The sequence below is a fragment of the Kitasatospora sp. NPDC088134 genome (assembly GCF_044741705.1).
Lineage (GTDB): Bacteria > Actinomycetota > Actinomycetes > Streptomycetales > Streptomycetaceae > Kitasatospora.
The window spans coordinates 111,931-130,377 of sequence record NZ_JBIUTD010000015.1 but is presented as its reverse complement, the minus strand read 5'-3'; the positions used below and the strand labels follow the sequence as shown (position 1 = coordinate 130,377).

14 protein-coding genes are annotated in these 18,447 nt (G+C 74.9%); 12 read left to right on the top strand and 2 right to left on the bottom strand.

The window, feature by feature from the left end:
- Positions 1-160 precede the first annotated feature (160 nt).
- From ACIOHG_RS23280 to ACIOHG_RS23260, 5 genes are all read left to right on the top strand, one after another.
- Positions 161-1,318 carry a nucleotide disphospho-sugar-binding domain-containing protein gene (locus tag ACIOHG_RS23280; RefSeq protein WP_400953504.1) on the top strand — a complete coding sequence of 386 codons (1,158 nt, stop codon included), beginning with the start codon at positions 161-163 and terminating at the stop codon, positions 1,316-1,318.
- Positions 1,319-1,348: 30 nt separating this feature from the next.
- Positions 1,349-2,503: a nucleotide disphospho-sugar-binding domain-containing protein gene (locus tag ACIOHG_RS23275; protein ID WP_400953503.1), complete on the top strand. Its 1,155-nt coding sequence runs from the start codon at positions 1,349-1,351 to the stop codon at positions 2,501-2,503.
- 74 nt (positions 2,504-2,577) lie between these two features.
- A complete protein-coding gene (locus ACIOHG_RS23270) occupies positions 2,578-3,582 on the top strand; it encodes an aldo/keto reductase (protein WP_400953502.1) in 1,005 nt (334 codons plus the stop codon).
- On the top strand, positions 3,579-4,442 hold the full coding sequence (locus ACIOHG_RS23265) for an aromatase/cyclase (RefSeq protein WP_400953501.1): 864 nt from the start codon (positions 3,579-3,581) through the stop codon (positions 4,440-4,442). Before ACIOHG_RS23270 ends, ACIOHG_RS23265 begins: the two co-directional genes overlap by 4 nt.
- A 25-nt stretch (positions 4,443-4,467) precedes the next feature.
- A complete protein-coding gene (locus tag ACIOHG_RS23260) occupies positions 4,468-5,646 on the top strand; it encodes a nucleotide disphospho-sugar-binding domain-containing protein (RefSeq protein ID WP_400953500.1) in 1,179 nt (392 codons plus the stop codon).
- 44 nt (positions 5,647-5,690) lie between these two features.
- On the opposite strand, the gene ACIOHG_RS23255 is transcribed toward ACIOHG_RS23260, so the two are convergent.
- Positions 5,691-6,329, bottom strand: coding sequence for a TetR family transcriptional regulator (locus ACIOHG_RS23255; protein WP_400953499.1), 639 nt, complete (start codon positions 6,327-6,329; stop codon positions 5,691-5,693).
- Between the two features lie 179 nt (positions 6,330-6,508).
- Here ACIOHG_RS23255 and ACIOHG_RS23250 point away from each other — a divergent pair, with 179 nt between their 5' ends.
- Both ACIOHG_RS23250 and ACIOHG_RS23245 read left to right on the top strand, forming a co-directional pair.
- Complete coding sequence (locus tag ACIOHG_RS23250) at positions 6,509-7,993, top strand: MFS transporter (protein ID WP_400953498.1); 1,485 nt, start codon at positions 6,509-6,511, stop codon at positions 7,991-7,993.
- A 141-nt stretch (positions 7,994-8,134) separates the two neighbouring features.
- Positions 8,135-9,361: a nucleotide disphospho-sugar-binding domain-containing protein gene (locus tag ACIOHG_RS23245; protein ID WP_400953497.1), complete on the top strand. Its 1,227-nt coding sequence runs from the start codon at positions 8,135-8,137 to the stop codon at positions 9,359-9,361.
- 52 nt (positions 9,362-9,413) lie between these two features.
- Here the strand turns inward: ACIOHG_RS23245 and ACIOHG_RS23240 are convergent, their stop codons facing one another.
- Positions 9,414-10,379 carry an NAD-dependent epimerase/dehydratase family protein gene (locus ACIOHG_RS23240; protein WP_400953496.1) on the bottom strand — a complete coding sequence of 322 codons (966 nt, stop codon included), beginning with the start codon at positions 10,377-10,379 and terminating at the stop codon, positions 9,414-9,416.
- Positions 10,380-10,548: 169 nt separating this feature from the next.
- Between ACIOHG_RS23240 and ACIOHG_RS23235 the strand changes: the two genes are divergently transcribed.
- The 5 genes from ACIOHG_RS23235 (at position 10,549) to ACIOHG_RS23215 (ending at position 18,215) form a co-directional block, all read left to right on the top strand.
- Entirely contained in the window at positions 10,549-11,166 is a 618-nt protein-coding gene (locus ACIOHG_RS23235; protein WP_400953495.1) for a dTDP-4-dehydrorhamnose 3,5-epimerase family protein, read from the top strand.
- Between the two features lie 110 nt (positions 11,167-11,276).
- A complete protein-coding gene (gene rfbH, locus ACIOHG_RS23230; RefSeq protein WP_400953494.1) occupies positions 11,277-12,587 on the top strand; it encodes a lipopolysaccharide biosynthesis protein RfbH in 1,311 nt (436 codons plus the stop codon).
- Positions 12,588-12,598: 11 nt separating this feature from the next.
- Positions 12,599-13,975, top strand: coding sequence for an NDP-hexose 2,3-dehydratase family protein (locus ACIOHG_RS23225; RefSeq protein WP_400953493.1), 1,377 nt, complete (start codon positions 12,599-12,601; stop codon positions 13,973-13,975).
- On the top strand, positions 13,968-15,035 hold the full coding sequence (locus tag ACIOHG_RS23220) for a Gfo/Idh/MocA family protein (RefSeq protein ID WP_400953492.1): 1,068 nt from the start codon (positions 13,968-13,970) through the stop codon (positions 15,033-15,035). Before ACIOHG_RS23225 ends, ACIOHG_RS23220 begins: the two co-directional genes overlap by 8 nt.
- A gap of 189 nt (positions 15,036-15,224) precedes the next feature.
- Positions 15,225-18,215 carry a putative bifunctional diguanylate cyclase/phosphodiesterase gene (locus ACIOHG_RS23215; protein WP_400953491.1) on the top strand — a complete coding sequence of 997 codons (2,991 nt, stop codon included), beginning with the start codon at positions 15,225-15,227 and terminating at the stop codon, positions 18,213-18,215.
- Positions 18,216-18,447: the final 232 nt, after the last annotated feature.

The window sequence follows — 18,447 nt, the reverse complement described above, 5'->3', positions numbered from 1 at the left end:
GCCCGCCGCTCCGGCGGACACCCGTCCGACGGACACCGGTCCGACGACCCGTCGGCCCGGTGCCGCCCCGGCCCGGCCGCTCCGATCCCACGCCCGCGACGGCAGGCCGCCCCGCCCGCGCGGGGCGGCCGCCGCAGCCACCCGACCACGAGGAGCGCAGATGCGCGTACTGATGATCACCACCCCGGTCCCGAGCCACCTCGCACCGATGCTGCCGCTGGCCGACGCCCTGCGGGCGGCCGGGCACGAGGTCCTGCTGACCGGGCAGCCGGACGTGGCGGCGACCGCCGAGGACGCCGGACTGGAGTTCGCCGCCGTCGGCGGCCCCTACCACCAGGAGGACGTGGTGCTGTCCGGGCTGCCGGACGGGCCGCGACCGCTGGAGGCGCTGGGGCGGGCCGGCGCCGCCGCCACCGTCGAGGGCGTGCGGGCCCTGGTGGTGCACGCCCGCTACCTGACGCCCCGGTACCTGGAGACGGCCCGGGAATGGCGGCCGGACCTGGTGGTCGGCAGCCAACTCGACTTCTCCGCCCCGCTGGTGGGCGCCGCGCTCGGCGTTCCGGTGGTGGAGCACCGCTGGGGCGTCGACCCGGGCGGGGCGGTCACCCGGTTCCGGGCCGGCGTCTTCCTCGGGGGCCTGGCCGACCGCCTCGGCCTGCCGGGCCTCCCCGCGCCCGACCTGATCCTCGACCCGTGGCCGGTCGGCCTGCAGGACCCGGAGGCCGAGGCCGCCACCCCGATCCGGTACCTGCCCGCCCCCGCCGCCGGGTCGGCCGCCCCGGCACCGGCCGCGGGCGTCCGCCGGATCGCCGTCGCCTTCGACGGCCAGAACCTCGATCTGCGCACCGGCCCGCTGCTGCACGCCGTGCTCGTCGCGCTGGCCGCCGCACCCGGCCTCGAACCCGTTCTCGCCCTCACCCCCGACGCCCTCCACCGGTTCGGCGAACTTCCGGCCGGCGTCCGGGCGGTGGGGCCGGTGCGGGAGGCCGGCGCACTGGCCGGCTGCGCCGCCGCAGTGCACCTCGGCGACGGCGCGAGCACGCTGGCCGCCGCCGCGGCGGGCCTGCCGCAGCTGGTGCTGCCGCAGTTCATGCACCAGTTCGAGGCGGCCGACCGGGTCGTGGCGGCGGGCGCCGGCCTGAGCCTGGACACCGCCGCCGAGCAGGACGACCCGGACCGGGTGGTACGGGCCCTGACCGGGCTGCTCGACGAGGCCGTGTACGCCAAGGCCGCCGACGAGCTGCGCCGCACGGTGCTGGAGCAGCCCGAGCCCGCCCAGGTCGTCGCCGAGCTGGAGCGGCTCGTCTCCGGCGGCTGACCCCCGACCATCCCGACCACAGGAGTATCGATGCGCGTCCTTTTCCTGACCACGCCCGTGCCGACCCACTTCTCCACCCTGGTCACCACCGCCTGGGCCTTCCGGCAGGCCGGGCACGAGGTCGTGGTGGCCGGCCAGCCCGACATCGCGGCGACCGCGCACGCGGCCGGACTGCCGACCGTGACGATCGGCGACTGGAACGACGCGGTGTTCGCGCTCGGCGCGCTGCTCCCGCCGGGCAAGCGGCTGATCGACACGAAGGGCCGCCCCGACCGGGACGACCTGGTCGCCGGTACCCGGGTCTGGGTGGTGCACGCCAAGTACCTGCTGCCGCAGTACCTGGAGTTCGCCCGCGCCTACCGGCCCGACCTGATCGTCGCCGACATGGTCGAGTACACCTCGCTGATCGTCGGCGGCGTGCTGGGCGTTCCGGTGGTGCAGCAGCGCTGGGGCACCGACCGGATGTCCTCGGCGGCCCTCGACTCGGCCCGCGAGGCACTCGGACCGCTCTGCCGCCGGCTCGGCCTCGACGGGCTGCCGGACCCCGCCGTGATGCTCGACCCGACGCCGCCCGAGCTGCAGGCGCCGGAGTCCCCGGGCACGCCGATCCGGTACGTCACGTTCAACGGCAGCGGCACGGCCCCCGCCTGGCTGTGGGCCCCGAAGCCCGCCGCCCGCCGGGTCGTGGTCACCCTCGGCAGCCACACCATGCGGCTGAACGGCGTGCCGCACGTGCGCCGCATCCTGGAGGCCTTCGACGGCCTGCCGGACACCGAGGCGCTGGCCACCGTCGAGGAGAAGTACCGGGCCGAGATCGGGCCGGTGCCCGCCAACGTCCGGATGGTCGACCCGGTGCCGCTCGGCCTGGTGCTCGGCTCCTGCGACGCGGTGGTCCACCACGGCGGCGTCGGCACCGCGCTCACCGCCACCGCGGCCGGCCTGCCCCAACTGGTCCTGCCGCAGCTGCTCGACATGTTCACCGTGGGCGACCTGCTGGCGCAGGCCGGTGCCGGCCTCACCCTGGACACCGCCGAGACCCAGGACGACGTCCCGGGCGTCCGCAAGGCCCTCGGCGCCCTGCTCGACGACCCCGGCTACGCCGCGGCCGCCGACCGGCTCGCCGGGTCGATGGCCGCGATGCCGTCCCCGGCCCGGGTGGTCGCCGACCTCGAACAGCTGGTCTGACCCCGCAGACGCGTTCCCCGGCCGGTCGAGGCCGATTCGAGCACCTGCCGAGCCGCCGCTGCGAGCGTGTGGCCATGGAGCAGAGAGAACTGGGCCGCGGCGGCCCGCAGGTGTCCTCGATCGGCCTCGGCTGCCTCGGCATGTCGGGCGGGTACGGGACCGCCGCCGCCGCGGACTGCGCCGCCACCGTCCGTCGGGCCGTCGAGCTCGGGATCACCCTGTTCGACACCGCCGACTTCTACGGCGACGGGGCCAACGAGACCCTGCTCGCCCGGGCCCTCGGCCCGGACCGCGCGCGGGTCCTGGTCGCCACCCGCGGCGGTGTCCGGTCCGACCGCCCGGGCGGCCCGCCGACCGTCGTCGACGGCCGGCCGGACACGTTGCGCGCCGCCCTGGAAGCCTCGCTGCGCCGGCTCGGCACCGAGCGCGTCGATCTCTACTACCTCGCCCGGGTCGACCCGCAGGTCCCGGTCGAGGAGAGCGTCGGCGCGCTCGCCGACCTCGTCGCCGCGGGCCGGATCGGCCGGATCGGCCTGTCCGAGGCCACCCCCGAGCAGCTCCGCCGGGCGCACGCCGTGCATCCCGTCGCCGCGCTGGAGACCGAGTACTCGCTGTGGGAGCGGCACGTCGAGGCGGAGATCCTGCCCACCGCCCGGTCGCTCGGCATCACCCTGGTCGCCCACACCCCGCTCGGCAAGGGGATGCTGACGGGCCGTCTGGAGAGCGTCCGGGACCTCGGCGAGCGCGACCACCGCCGCAACCACCCGCGCTTCGCCGACGGGAACTTCGAGGCCAACCGGCACCTGGTCGAACAGGCCGCCGCCCTCGCCGAGCAGGCCGGTGCGACGCCCGCCCAGCTGGCGCTCGCCTGGCTGCTCTCCCGGGGCGAGGACGTGGTCCCGATCCCGGGCACCAAGCGGATCCCCTACCTGGAGCAGAACGCCGCCGCCACCGCGCTGCGCATCGACCCCGCCGTCACCGACGCACTCACCGCCCTGTTCGCCCCCGCGCGGATCCACGGGGAGCGGACACCCGCACACCGCCGGGCCGCACCGGCCCCGAGGGAGGCCATCGCATGAGCACCGCCGAGATCCACCGCACCCGCGCCGACATCACCGTCGCCGCACCCCCGGAAGCGGTCTACCGGGCCATGACCGACGTCGAACAGTGGCCGGTGGTCTTCCCCTGGATCGCCCACACCGAGGTGCTGGAGCGCGACGGCGACGCCGACCTGGTCAAGTTCTGGGCCGTGCGCCCCGACGGCACCACCCGGATCTGGACCTCCCGCCGCACGCTCGACCCGGTCGGGCTGCGGATGGAGTTCGAGCAGCAGGGGGCGGTCGGCCTGATCGACCGCCTCGGCGGCAGCTGGCTGTTCGCCCCCGGCACCACCGCCGACAGCTGCGAGGTCGGCTCCGAGCACTGGTTCACCACCGACGGCGACCCGGCCGCCGCCGCCGCCGAACTCGACCGCCACGGTGCCCGCCAGCTCGCCACCCTGCGCAGCCGCTCCGAGGGCCGCGCCGAACTGGCCGGCCGCCTGCTGCGCGGCGAGCGCACCCTGCTGGTCGCCGAGCCGCCCGCGCAGGTGCACGAGCGGCTGCGCCGGGGCCTCGGCCCGCTCGGCCCGGCCCACGGCGAGTCCTTCCTCGACGTGACCCTGGACCGCGCCGACGGCAGCGTCCACCCGGACCGGGTGCTGCAGATCCCGACCGGGACCGGGCTGCTCGTGCACAAGCACCTGATGCCCCCGGAGACCCTCGAACTGCTGGTCCGCCACTGGCGGGTGGCCGCGGACCCGGCCGGCACCCTGGTCACCGCCGGGTACACCGCGGTGGTCCGCGACCTCGCGGCCCGGGTGTCCGTCGCCGAGGACCTGGACCACGACCTGGACCGGACCCCGGCCCGCCACCTGGCCCCGATCGCCGTCGGGCGCTGAGCCCGGCACCACGGAGGAGACCCCGATGCGGATCGCACTCAACGCGCTGATCGCCAGTCACTTCACCCTGATGGCACCGTTCGCCTGGGCGCTGCGGGCCGCCGGGCACGACGTCCTGGTGGTCGGCGGTGCGGACGTGGCGGCCGCCGCCCGGGACGCCGGCCTGACGGCCCGGGCCGTGGACCCGGCCACCCGCCGGCTCGAAAGCGGGACCGCCGCGCCCGCCGCCCCGGTACCCGCCGCGCCCGGGGCCGACCCGGCAGGAGGCTCCGCGCGGGAGCAGCTGCTGCGCCGCAAGGCCCCCCAACTGCGGCTCGCCGCCGCCGGGTTGGCCGAGGAGCTGGGCGCCTGGCGGCCGGACCTGGTGATCACCGACCCGCTCGGCTACGCGGCCCGGGTGGCCGCCGCCGTGCTCGGTGTCCCGGTGGCCGTGCACCGCTGGGGCATCCAGGAGCCGCACGGTGAGACGGAGGAGGCGGCCCGCCGGGTGTTCGGCCCGCTCTGCGCGGAACTCGGCGGACCGGCCGGCCTGCCCGAGCCGCTGCTCACCCTCGACCCGTGCCCGCCCGCGCTGCGGGTCCCCGGGACGGAGCCGGCCGAACCGGTCAGGCACCAGCCCACCCCGGGCCGGTACGAGGTTCCCGACTGGGCGCTGGCCGCCCCGGCCGGCGAGCGGGTGTGCGTCCTGCTCGGCGTCTGGGGCGCCCGGCTGCTGGCCGAGGGCGGACGGCTGGCCGACACGGTCGCCGCGATCGCCGCGGCGGTGGCCGGGCCGGGCCGGGAGGTCCTGGTGCTGCTCCCGCCGGAGCACCACCTCGGGCTCGGCGAACTCCCGGCCGGGGTGCGGGTGCACGGCCCGCTCCCGCTGGACCTGGTGCTGCCGGGCAGCGTCGCGGTGGTGCACCACGGCGGCAACGGCACGGCGCTGGCCGCGGTCGCGCGCGGCGTGCCGCAGCTCGTGCTGCCGGCCGAGCGGCCCGAACTGGCCGTGTTCGGGCAGCAGGTGGCGGCCGCGGGGGTGGGCCGGCTGCTCACCGCCGCGGACGGCGACCCGCTGGCGGCACTGCCGGCGGCGCTGGCCGAGGTGATCGCGGATCCGGCGTACCGGAAGGCGGCCGAGGCGGTCGGCGCGGAGGTCGCCGCGATGCCCGCGCCGGCGGAGCTGGTCCCGCTGCTGGAACGCCTGGTCCGTTCGGCGGCGTGAACGCTCCCCGAGGCCCGGTCCGGCCGGTGCCGCCGTTCCGTCCGTCAGCGGGCGCCGTAGCCGCCGAGGCCCCGTTCCAGCAGGTCGAACGCCAGCTCGGCGGCGGTGACGGCGGTGCGCTGGACGTCGTCCACCGGCTCGCCGGCGGCGAGCCGGCGGAAGTTGTCCTCCACCAGGGTGTCCCGGACCCCGGCGATCTGGGCGGCCGCCAGGCGCGGCGTCAGGTCGTCGGGGCCGGCCGCGGTGTCGGCGGCCAGCAGGTCGGCGAGTGCGCTCTGGCCCCGGCGCATGATCTCGCGCAGCCGGGTCAGCAGCACCGGCGTCGACATGATCATCCGCACCATCGGCACCACGTGCTCGCTCAGCCCGGACTGCGGTGCGCGCTCGGCGAGTTCGGTGAGGTGGTGGCGGCGGACCGCTGCCACCACCGACTCGCCCGGGGCGCGCCGGGCGACGGCCAGCGCGAGGTCGGTGGCGTGCGCGGCGGAACCCGCCAGTGCGATGTCCTCCTTGCGGGGGAAGTAGTTGAACACGGTCATCTTCGACACCTCGGCGGCCTCCGCGATCTGCACCACGGAGACCTGGTCGAAGCCGTGCTCGACGAACAGCGGCAGGGCGACCTCGACGATGCGGGCGGCGGTCTGCAGCTTCTTGCGCTCTCTGAGTCCCTGGTCTGCGGTCATGTCTCGACGCTAGCACCTGGATCGGCCGAGTACATGTTTTGGTTTGACATATTCTTGGATCCGTCATAAATTTTTCCCAAGCCAAGATTCCCCCTGGAGGTGCCGAGATGGCAACGGCGACAACGGCCGATCGGCCGAAGACGGAGCGGGTGACGAGGGTCGGCTGGGTCGCTACGGCGATGCTGCTCACGCTCGTGCTGGCCATGCTCGACCAGAACATCGTCAACAACGCGGTCCCGTCGATCGTCTCGGAGCTGGACCCGGCGCACGGCTTCGACAGCGCTCCGTGGCTGTTCACCGGCTACATGCTGGCCTCGACCGTCACCCAGCCGCTGTACGGCAAGCTGGTCGACCTCTACGGCGCCAAGCTGCTCTACCTGATCACGGTCGGCATCTTCATGGCGGGCTCCGCGCTCTGCGGCATCGCGCAGAACCTGCCGGAGCTGATCGGTTTCCGCATCCTGCAGGGCATCGGCGGCGGCGGCCTGATGAGCATCAGCATGGTGATCATCCCGTTCGTCGCCACCAAGCGGATGGGCGCGCTGATGATGAACCTCGCCGTCACGATGGCCGCCGCGGGCATCGTGCTCGGCCCGCTGGTCGGCGGCCTCTTCACCCAGCACCTCTCCTGGCGCTGGGTGTTCTACATCAACCTGCCGCTCGGCGTGTTCGTCTGGGCCGTGGTGGTCGCCTTCCTGCACCTGCCGGTCACCCGCACCACGCGCCGTCCCGACCTGATCGGCGCCGGCCTGATCGCGGCCGCCGCCGCGGCCTTCATGCTGGTCGCCGAGTGGGGCGGCCGGTCCCACTCCTGGACGTCCGGCATCGTGCTCGGCACCGCCGCGGCCGGCCTGGTCGCCTCGATCGGCTTCGCCTGGCGCCAGCGCACCGCGGCCGAACCGATCTTCGACTTCTCGCTGTTCAAGGACCCGGTGTTCCGGGTGATCAGCCCGCTGCAGTTCCTGATCGGCGTCTCCTCGATGGGCGCGCTGGCCTACCTGACCATCGTCCTGCAGTACGCCCGGGAGCTGTCCCCGACCAACGCCGGCCTGTTCATGATCCCGATGGCCGGCGGCCTGGTGGTCGCCTCGATCATCTCCGGCCGGTCGCTGCGCTCCTCCGGCCGGGCCAAGCCGCTGCTGCTGGTGTCGGTCCTGACCAACACGCTGGCCCTGGGCCTGCTGGCGACCAGCACCACCGGCACCCCCGCGGTGGTGCTCGGGGCGGAGCTGTTCGTGCTCGGCGTCGGCATGGGCTTCGGCATGGGCACCGGCATGTACGCGGTCCAGAAGTCGGTGCCGCGGCCGAAGATGGGCCAGGCCGTCATGTCCATCCGGTTCGGCCAGACGCTGGGCGCCTCGCTCGGCGCCGCGGCGCTCGGCTCGGTGATGACCCGGGTGTATGCCGGCAGCCTGCCCGCCGACCTGGTCGACGCGGCCCCCAACCCGGGCAGCGGCACGCTGGCGGGCGTCACCCCCGGCCAGCGGGCCACCATCCTGGACGCGTTCGTGACCGGCGCCGACGCGGCCTTCCTGGTCGCCGCGGTGGCCAGCGCGCTCGCCGTCCTGCTGTTCCTCCGCTTCCGCGAGCCCGCCCCGGAGGCGGCCCCCGCCGCCCCGTCGGCTCCGTCCGCGCCGGCCCCCGCGGCGCCGAAGCCCGCGTAACGGGCCGACCCCCGACCAGGCCCCGTGGATCCCGGCCACGGGGCCTGACGCGTGCCCGAATCGAGGCCCGTTCGAGGGCGGTGCCGGACGGTGGGAGCGCCGCGCCGCCGGCCGCGCGGCGTCCACGGATGAGGAGATCAGATGCGCGTCCTGTTCATGACGTTCCCCTGGGAGTCGCACTTCTACCCGGTGGTTCCGGTGGCCTGGGCCTGCCGGGCGGCCGGCCACGAGGTGCAGGTGGCCACCATGCCGCTGCTCACCGGCGCGGTCACCGCCTCCGGTCTCCCCGCGGTGCCGGTCGGCCCGGCGGTGAAGGACCTCAAGGAGCTGTTCGCCGGGCGCAGCCACCTCGCCGGACTCGAACCGGGCGGCTGGCCCGACGACTGGCCGGTCCACCCGGAGCGGCTGACGGACAACCAGCGGGCGTTCCTGGAGAACATGGGGGCCATGCAGTGCGTGATCGCCCGGGCGATGCTGCCCGCGGTCCTCGCGCACGCCGCCGAGTGGAAGCCGGACCTGATCGTCAGCGACGCCGTGACGCTGGCCGGCCCGGTCGCCGCCGCGGTGCTGGGCATCCCCAACGTCCGCTACCAGTGGGGCATCCCGTACCTGCAGCGGATCGAGCGGCACGTGGACGGCAGCGGCCCGCTGCCCGAGTACGTCGAGCTGCACGAGGAGTTCGGCGCCGAACTGCGGGACGAGCCGGACGCCTGGCTGGACCCGTGCCCGCCGTCGATGCTCTACCCGACCGACGACCGCCGGCTGCCGATGCGGTACGTGCCGTACAACGGCCCCGGCGAGGTGCCGGAGTGGCTGTACGAGGACTCCGGCAAGCCGCGGGTCTGCCTCACCTGGGGCGGCACCATGGCCAAGTCCATCGGCGCGGACCTGGTCGAGGCGGTCGGCCAGGTGATCGAGGCGGCCGCCGGGCTGGACGTCGAGATCGTGGTGGCGGCCAGCCCCGTGCTGCGCGACCTGCTCGACACGGTGCCGACCGGCCTGCGGTTCGCGGTGGGGCTGCCCATGCAGCTGCTGCTGCCGACCTGTGCGGCCGTCGTGCACCACGGCGGGCCCGGCACCACGCACACCGCCGTCGCGGTCGGCACGCCCCAACTGGCGATCACCCGGATCCCCCAACTCACCATCACCTCGGGCCGGTTGGCGCTGACCGGCGCGGCCCGGCACCTGCGGCACGCCGACGTCCCCGCCGGCCGACCGGGGGCCGAGCTGATCCGGGAGGAGCTGCGCACCCTGCTGGCGGACCCGACGTACCGGGCCGCGGCCGAGGCGCTGCGCAAGGACACCGCGGACCTGCCGAGCCCGGCCGACCTGGTCGCCGTGTTCGAGCGGCTGGCGGCCCGGGCCTGAGCGCGACGAAAGGGTGCCGCCCGGTGTTCCGGGCGGCACCCTTTCGTCGCGCTCAGTGCTGCGCGGCCAGCATCAGGTCGCGCAGCGAGCGGTCCAGGTCGCGGGTCGGCGCCCAGCCGAGCAGCTCCCGGGCCGCGCCGATGTCCAGCCGCTGCCACTCGGCGTCGGGCCCGCGCCCGGTCGCGGCGGCCTCCTCGACCAGCCGCACCGGACGCCCGCTCAGCTCGATCAGCCGCTCGACCAGGGAGCGGACGCCCACCGCCTCGCCCCGGCCGATGTTGATCACCCGCGCGGTGGTCCCGGCCGTGGCGGCGGCCAGCACCGCCTCGGCGACATCCCGCACGTCGACGAAGTCCCGGCGGGAGAGCAGCGGGGCCAGCCGCAGCTCGGCGGGGGCCGGGCCGTCGGCGGGCCCGGTCAGCCGGTCGGCGACCAGTCCGAGCAGGCTGCCGCGCGGCGCACCCGGCCCGGAGACGTTGGCGATCCGCAGCGCGAGGGCGTCGATCCGGCCCCGGTCGGCCGCCTCCAGCACGTGGCGGGTGCCGAGCAGCTTGGTCCGGCCGTAGGCGTTGACCGGGCGCAGCGGGCTGAGCTCGTGGATGTCCTCGCCGGGCCGGGCCGGCCCGTACTCGTGCACCGAGCCGAGGTGCACCAGGCGGACCCGGCGGGGGAGCGCGGCCAGGCCGGCCACCACGTTCTCCACCAGGCGGACGTTGGCCCGCTCCATCTGCTCCTCGGTGGTGTCCCAGACCGCGCCGGCGGCGTTCACCACCGCGGAGGCACCGGCCGCGGACACGAGCCGGCCGAACTCCTCGGCGGTCGTCGCGTCCACGTCCACCGCGAGCCGCCGGTGCCAGGGCCCGGGCCCCGGGTCGCGGCGGGCCACCGCGGTGACCCGCCAGCCGGCCGCGGCGAAGGCCCGGCAGATGTGGCGGCCGACGAAGCCGGTGCCGCCCAGCACCAGCACGGACGGCCCGCTCCCGGGCGGCGGTCGATCCTCGTCCGAAGACTCCAGCATTGGCACCGTTGACCTCCTCCGTCCCGGCCCCGCGCGGGACCGGGAACTGTCGCAACGTCAGGGAAACGGGCCCCATCCTGGGCAGTCCCGCTCAAGCAGCGGTCGACGGGCGCTGGTCGTACGGGCGTGCGACCACCGCTCTAGCCGGGGTGCCTACAGTCCCGGGGCCATGGAGATCGAGGAGATGAAGCTGCCCGACGCGTACCGTGTCAGACCCCGGAAGTGGGTGGACGCCCGGGGCGAGTTCTTCGAGTCGTACAAGCACGACGAGCTGGCCCGGCAGACCGGGCACGCGTTCACGCCGCTGCAGGTCAACTACTCGTCGTCGAGCCGGAACACGCTGCGCGGCATCCACGGCGTGGTGATCCCGCCCGGGCAGGCCAAGTACGTCAGCTGCGTGCGCGGCACGCTGCTGGACTTCGTGGTCGACCTGCGCCTCGGCTCGCCCACGTTCGGCCAGTACGACACCACCAGGCTGGACGCCGGCGACGGCACCGCCGTGTACGTGGCCGAGGGGCTGGCGCACGGGTTCGTCGCGCTCACCGACGACGCCTGCATCAGCTACCTCTGCTCCACCCAGTTCGTCCCCGGCACCCAGTACGACATCCAGCCGTTCGACCCGGAGCTCGCGGTGCCCTGGGAACTCGGCCTGACCGGCGACCCGGTGGTGTCGGAGAAGGACGCCGGGGCGCCGGGCCTCGCCGAAGCCGCCGACCGCGGCCTGCTCGCGGACTACCGGGAGTGCCAGGCGCTGTACGCGCGCAACCGGGCCGCCGCGGCCGGCTGAGCCGGAGGCCCCCAACCCGGTGTCGAGCACGGGTCGAGGCGCGCGTCCCAGGCTGGGACGTGGCCGAAGGAGAACCACCAGTCAGTCATCACGACCATGGAGGGCCGGAGATGAGCGTGCACAAGGAACTCGTCCTCGACGAGGTTCGCAAGTTCCACCAGGAGCAGGAACAGGAGCGCGGCGGCGAGTTCGTGCCCGGCGTCACCGAGATCTGGCCGTCCGGCGCGGTGCTGGACGAGGAGGACCGGGTCGCCCTGGTCGAGGCCGCGCTGACCATGCGGATCGCCGCCGGACCGAGCTCCCGCAAGTTCGAGTCCGCGTTCGCCAAGCGGCTGGGGCGGCGCAAGGCCCACCTGACCAACTCGGGCTCCTCCGCGAACCTGCTGGCGGTCTCCGCCCTGTGCCAGCCCGAACTCGGCGACAAGGCGCTCAAGCCGGGCGACGAAGTGATCACCGTCGCGGCGGGCTTCCCCACCACCGTCAACCCGATCCTGCAGAATGGGCTGATCCCGGTCTTCGTGGACGTGGAACTCGGCACCTACAACACCACCGCCGAGCGGGTGGCCGCCGCGATCGGCCCCAAGACCCGGGCGATCATCATCGCGCACGCCCTCGGCAACCCGTTCGAGGTCGGTGAGGTGGCCCAGCTCGCCAAGGAGCACGGCCTCTACCTCATCGAGGACGACTGCGACGCGGTCGGCGCCACCTACGACGGCAAGCCCACCGGCACCTTCGGCGACCTGACCACGGTCAGCTTCTACCCGGCGCACCACCTCACCATGGGCGAGGGCGGCTGCGTGCTGACCTCCAACCTGGCCCTGGCCCGGATCGTGGAGTCGCTGCGCGACTGGGGCCGGGACTGCTGGTGCGAACCCGGCGTCAACAACACCTGCTTCAAGCGGTTCGAGTACCAGCTGGGCGACCTGCCGGCCGGCTACGACCACAAGTACATCTTCTCGCACGTCGGTTACAACCTGAAGGCCACCGACATCCAGGCCGCCCTCGGCCTCAGCCAGCTCGCCAAGCTCGACGGCTTCATCGCCGCCCGCCGCCGCAACTGGCGCCGGCTGCGCGAGGGCCTGGACGGCGTGCCCGGCCTGCTGCTCCCGGAGCCGACCCAGAAGTCCGACCCGAGCTGGTTCGGCTTCGTCATCACCGTCAAGCCGGACGCCCCGTTCACCCGCGCCGCGCTGGTCGACTTCCTGGAGGGCCGGAAGATCGGCACCCGCCGCCTGTTCGCCGGCAACCTCACCCGGCAGCCCGCCTACATCGGCCGGCCGCACCGGGTCGTCGGCGACCTGACCAACAGCGACATCATCACCGAGCACACCTTCTGGGTGGGCGTGTACCCCGGCCTGAGCGATGCCCAGCTCGACTACATCGTCGAGTCGGTCCGCGAGTTCGTCGCCAAGAACAGCTGAGGAGCAGTCAGATGTCCGCACCGGTCGTCCCGGCGCCCTCCGCCGGCCCCCGCGAGGACCCCGGCCCCGCGGCCCGGATCGCCCGCTCCGCCGCCGCCCGCGAGGGCGCCCGGCTGAGCACCGAGCAGTTCGCCGCGTGGCTGGCCGGCCGCGGCCGGGCCAACGACTTCGCGGTGGAGAAGATCCCGTTCGCCGACCTGGTCGGCTGGTCCTTCGACCCGGACACCGGCAACCTGGTGCACCGCAGCGGCCGGTTCTTCTCGGTCGAGGGCCTGCACGTCACCGTCGACGACGGGCCCTACCGGGAGTGGTACCAGCCGGTCATCAAGCAGCCCGAGGTCGGCATCCTGGGCATCCTGGTCAAGGAGTTCGACGGCGTCCTGCACTGCCTGATGCAGGCCAAGATGGAGCCCGGCAACCGCAACCTGCTCCAGCTCTCGCCCACCGTGCAGGCCACCCGCAGCAACTACACCAAGGTCCACCGGGGCGCCGACGTGAAGTACATCGAGTACTTCATCGGCGGCCGCCCGCGCCGGGTGCTGGCCGACGTGCTGCAGTCCGAGCACGGCTCCTGGTTCTTCCACAAGAGCAACCGCAACATGATCGTCGAGGCGCTCGACGAGGTCCCGCTCGACGAGGACTTCTGCTGGCTGACCTTCGGCCAGATCGCCGACCTGCTCGGCCGCGACAACGTGGTCAACATGGACTCCCGCACCGTGCTGTCCTGCGCCCCGGTCGCCGACCCGGCCGGCCGCGCGCTGCACTCCGACACCGAACTGCTGTCCTGGTTCACCGGGCAGCGCTCCCGCTACGACATCCGGGCCGAGCGGATCCCGCTGGCCGGGCTGCCCGGCTGGAAGCAGGGCGAGGAGGCCGTCGAGCACGAGCAGGGCCGGTTCTTCCGGGTGGTCGCCGTCAACGTGACGGCCGGCAGCCGCGAGGTCACCAGCTGGACCCAGCCGCTGATCGAACCGGTCGGCCCCGGCGTCGCCGCCTTCCTCACCCGGCGGATCGACGGCGTCCGGCACGTGCTGGCGCACGCCAAGGTCGAGGGCGGCTTCCTGGACGCCGTCGAACTCGCCCCCACCGTCCAGTGCACCCCCGGCAACCACGACCACCGGCCGCCGTTCCTCGACCGGGTGCTGGACGCCGCCCCCGAGCAGGTCCGCTACCGGGCCGTGCACTCCGAGGAGGGCGGGCGCTTCCTGCACGCCGAGGCCGACTACCTGATCGTCGAGGAGGACGAGCGGGAACCGCTCCAGGAGCCCGAGGGCTACGCCTGGGTGACGCCCGGTCAGCTCTCCACCCTGGTCCGGCACGGCCACTACGTCAACGTCCAGGCCCGCACCCTGCTGGCCGTCCTGAACGGACTCCCCGAGGATGACTGAGCCCGACCTGCGGACGACCGGGCCCGAGCTGCGGACGACCGGGCCCGAGCTGCGGATCGGCGTCCTGGGCTGCGCGGATCTCCGCGCAACCCAGCGTCCCCTGAGGATCGGCGTCCTGGGTTGCGCGGAGATCGCCCGGCGGCGGATGCTGCCCGCGATCGCCGCCCGGCCCGGCCTGCGGCTGACCGCGATCGCCGGCCGCGACCCCGGCCGGGCCGAACCGCTCGCCGCGCGGTACGGGGCCCGCGCGGTGGCCGGCTACCGCGCCCTGGTCGAGGACCCCGAGGTCGACGCGGTGTACGTGCCGCTGCCGATCGCCCTGCACGCCGAGTGGGCCGCCGCCGCGCTCGCGGCCGGCAAGCACGTGCTCGCCGAGAAGCCGCTCACCGCCGACCCGGCCGCCACCGCCGCCCTGCAGCGGCAGGCCGAGGCGGCCGGGCTGGTGCTGCGGGAGAACGTGATGTTCGTCCACCACCCCGCGCACGAGCAGGTCCGGCGGCTGGTCGCGGACGGCGCCATCGGCGAACTGCGGGTGTTCTCGGCCGCGTTCGCCATCCCCGGCCTGCCGCCCACCGACATCCGGCACCGGCCCGAACTCGGCGGCGGCGCCCTGCTCGACGTCGGCTACTACCCCGTCCGGGCCGCCCTGCACTTCCTCGGCCCGGAGCTCACCGTGGCCGGCGCCGCCCTGCACCGCGGCCCGGGCGCCGAGGTCGACACCTCCGGGGCCGCCCTGCTGCTCACCCCCGGGGGAGTGCTCGCCCAGCTCGCCTTCGGCATCGAGCACGCCTACCGCAACAGCTACGAGCTGTGGGGCAGCACCGGCCGGCTCCGGGTCGACCGGGCCTTCACCCCGCCCGCCGACCGGGCGCCCGCCGTGCTGCTCGAACGGGACGGCGGCACCGAGCGGATCGAGCTCGACCCCGCCGACCAGGTGGACGCCGCGCTCACCGCCTTCGCCGCCGCGGTGGCCGCGAAGGACACCGCCGCCGACCCGCTGATCCACCGTCAGGCCGAACTGCTGCACGCCGTCCGGGCCGCCGCCGGAACGGCCGCCTGACACCCTGTCAAGACCCCCTCCGGCGGCCCGCCGCCTGCGCCGAACGGGCGATCCCGCTCCCAACCGACTCCACGCCACCTGCGGTTCATTACTCTAAGTCGAGCGCACGTGCCAGTGCGTGACCGCAGTGGTGTAGGGTCCGGAGCGGGAACACCGGTACGGCCGCAGGGCCGGAGGGGGAGATGTCGATTGAACTCCACCGAGGCGGTGCCCCCTGCCCGATCCCTGCCGGCCCGATCCCTGCCGCGCCGACTGGTGGCCGTGCTGCTCGCGCTGCTCTGCGCCGGGTACGCGGCGGGCGCCGCCGTCGGCTGGGGATCGTGCGAACTCGCACTGATGATGGGGGACTTCGGTCTCGCCGGGGCGGCCCTCGCGGCCGCCCTGTCCTGTCTCGGGCACGGCGTGCTGGTCGGCGGCCACACCCGCCCGGCCTGGCTGCTGTTCGGCCTCTCCTCCGCCATGGTGGCGTTCGGCAACGGCGCCTGGGGCTGGTACGAGGTCGTCCTCGGCCGCACGCCGCCGCAGGACTCGCCCGCCGACTACGCCTTCCTGCTGTTCGCCCCGCTCGCCATCCTCGGCCTGCTGGTGCTCGCCCAGCGCCCGCGCAACCCGGCCGGCTGGCTCTGCCTGCTGCTGGACGGCTGGCTGGTGGCCGGCTCGCTGTTCACCCTCAGCTGGAGCCTCGCCCTCGGCCGGGTCGCGGCCGGCGACGGCGACGACCCGCTCAAGCTCGCCCTCGGCCTCGGCTACCCGGTGCTCGACATCCTGCTGGTCAGCCTGGTGGTCGGCCTGAACTTCCGCGGCCGGGACGGCAACCGGGCCGCCGTGCACACCGCGATGATCGGCCTCGCGGTCACCGTGCTGTGCGACGCCCTCTTCACCACCCCGCAGTTCCACAGCGACTACCACTCCGGCGAACTGCTCGACGCCGGCTGGTTCGCCGGCTCGGTGCTGCTCGCCTGGGCCCCCTGGTCGCACCGCCGCCACCCGCACCGCCGCCACCCGCTGCGCCAGCACCCCTCCGCCCAGGGCCTGCCGCGCCGCCGGGTCGCCTCCACCTTCAGCGCCCTCACCCCGTACGCGGCCGCCGCCGTCTGCACCGTCGCCATCCTCTACAACGCGCTCGGCGGCCGCTCGATCGACCGGGTGATGCTGGCCGCCGCCAGCACCGTCGGCCTGGCCCTGATCGTCCGGCAGGGCATCATGCTGATCGACAACCTCTCGCTGGCCCAGGAACTCGCCACCAAGGAGGCGCACTTCCGCTCCCTGGTGCAGGGCTCCAGCGACGTCATCATGATCGCCGGACCGTCCGGCGCGCTCTCCTACGTCAGCCCCGCCGCGCTCCGGGTCTACAACCGCGACCCGGAGGAACTGGTCGGCGGCAACCTGCTCAACCTGGTCCACCCCGAGGACGTCGACCGGGTGCTCGCCGAGGTCCGCCGCATCCTGGCCCGCACCCGGGGCGCCCGGTTCAGCAACGGCGAGCCCTCGGCCCGGGTCGAGTGCCGGATCCGCTCCGGCGAGGGGGAGTGGCTGCACGTCGAGTCCACCGTCAACCCGTACCGCGACGGGCTGATCCTCAACAGCCGCGACATCACCGAACGGGTGCGCCTGCAGGCCCAGTTGCAGCACAACGCGTTCCACGACCCGCTCACCGACCTGCCGAACCGGGCGCTGTTCGCCCAGCGGGTCCGGGCCGCGCTCGCCGCCCAGGGCCCGGCCGGCACCACCGTCGCCGTGCTCTTCCTCGACCTCGACGGCTTCAAGGCCGTCAACGACACCGCCGGCCACCAGGTCGGCGACCAGCTGCTGGTCCAGGCCGCCCGCCGGCTGCAGGCCGCCGTCCGCGGCGAGGACACCGTCGCCCGGTTCGGCGGCGACGAGTTCGCCGTCCTGGTCCGCGGCCGGCTCGGCCACCCCCAGGTCCGCGACCTCGCCGAACGGATCCGCGGCGCGCTCTCCGAGCCCTACTGGATCGGCGGCGCCGAACTCGGCGTCGCCGCCTCCATCGGCATCGCCTTCGGCCCCGACACCCCGCTGCCCGCCCCCGAGCCCGGCCCCGGCGGCCCCGAGCGGGCCCCCGACGGCCCCTCCGGCACCGCCGCCGACGAACTGCTGCGCAACGCCGACCTCGCCATGTACCAGGCCAAGTCCCGCGGCAAGGGCCGGGTGGTGCTCTACACCCCCGCCATGCGCGCCGAACTCGACCGCCGCGGCGAACTGGAGGAGCGGCTGCGCGCCGCCGTCCGGGAGGGCTCCTTCACGCTGCTGCACCAGCCCGTGGTCGAGCTGGCCGGCGGCCGGCTCACCGGCGTCGAGGCGCAGGCCCGCTGGCGCTCCGCCCAGGGCATGCTGCTCACCCCCGCCGAGTTCCTGCGCACCGCCGAGACCGGCGACGCCGCCACCCGGTTCGCCCGCTGGCTGCTCACCGAGGCGGTGGCCGCGGCTGCCCGCCGCCGCGCCGACGGCCCCGCCGCGCCCCCCGTCCCGGTCACCGTCCGGCTCGCCGCCGAACGGATCTGCGCCCCCGGCATGTACGAGACGCTGGCCGGCGTGCTGCGCGACACCGGCCTGCCGCCCGACCTGCTGGTCCTGGAGGTGGCCCGGACCGGCCCGGACGCGCTCGCCGACGAGCTCGGCCGCCGGCTGGCCGCGCTGCGCCGCCTCGGGATCTCCACCGCGCTGGCCGGCTTCGGGGCCGGCGGCGGCTCGCTCGGCGTGCTCGCCCGGCTGCCCTTCGACGCCCTCAAGCTCGACCGCAGCCTGGTCCAGGACCTCGCCGAGTCCCCACTCACCCGGGCGCTGGCCGGGCACGCGCTGCGGCTGGGCCGCGACCTCGGCCTGGTCACCGGCGCCGACGGCGTCGACCACCCCCGGCAGGCCGCCGTCCTCCAGGAGCTCGGCTGCCGCCGCGGCCAGGGCCTGGCCTTCGACCGGCCGCTGGACGAACTCCGGCTGCGCCGCGCCCTGTTGCGCCGCGGCTACCCGGTGCCGGGCGCCGACCGGGCGGCCGCCGCCCGTCGGGCACTGCTCACGGCCGGACCGCGAACGGGTGGACTGGCGGAGGCCGCGGCGGCCCGCCCCGGACCGCAGCACACCCCACGCGACCTGGGACAACGGCACCCGGTGGGGGGTCCGGGCGGCGGTTCGCATGGTGAGACGGCGGTCCCACCAGCTTGACACCCGCCACTGCGTGGGAGGAAGGTCGGTGCCATGACCACCCGAATTCTCGTACTTGGCGGGCGCGTCGGCTGAACCGCAGCCCGACGCGCCTCCCCCTCGCTTGCCCTGGGCACGAGGGGTTTTTTGTTGCACGAATCCTGGTTGGCCACCGCACCACCACTGGCCTCAACCACCTGAAATCCGGACGATTGAGGCAGAGCCGGAGACCGGACCGGGCCCCCGGCGGCCC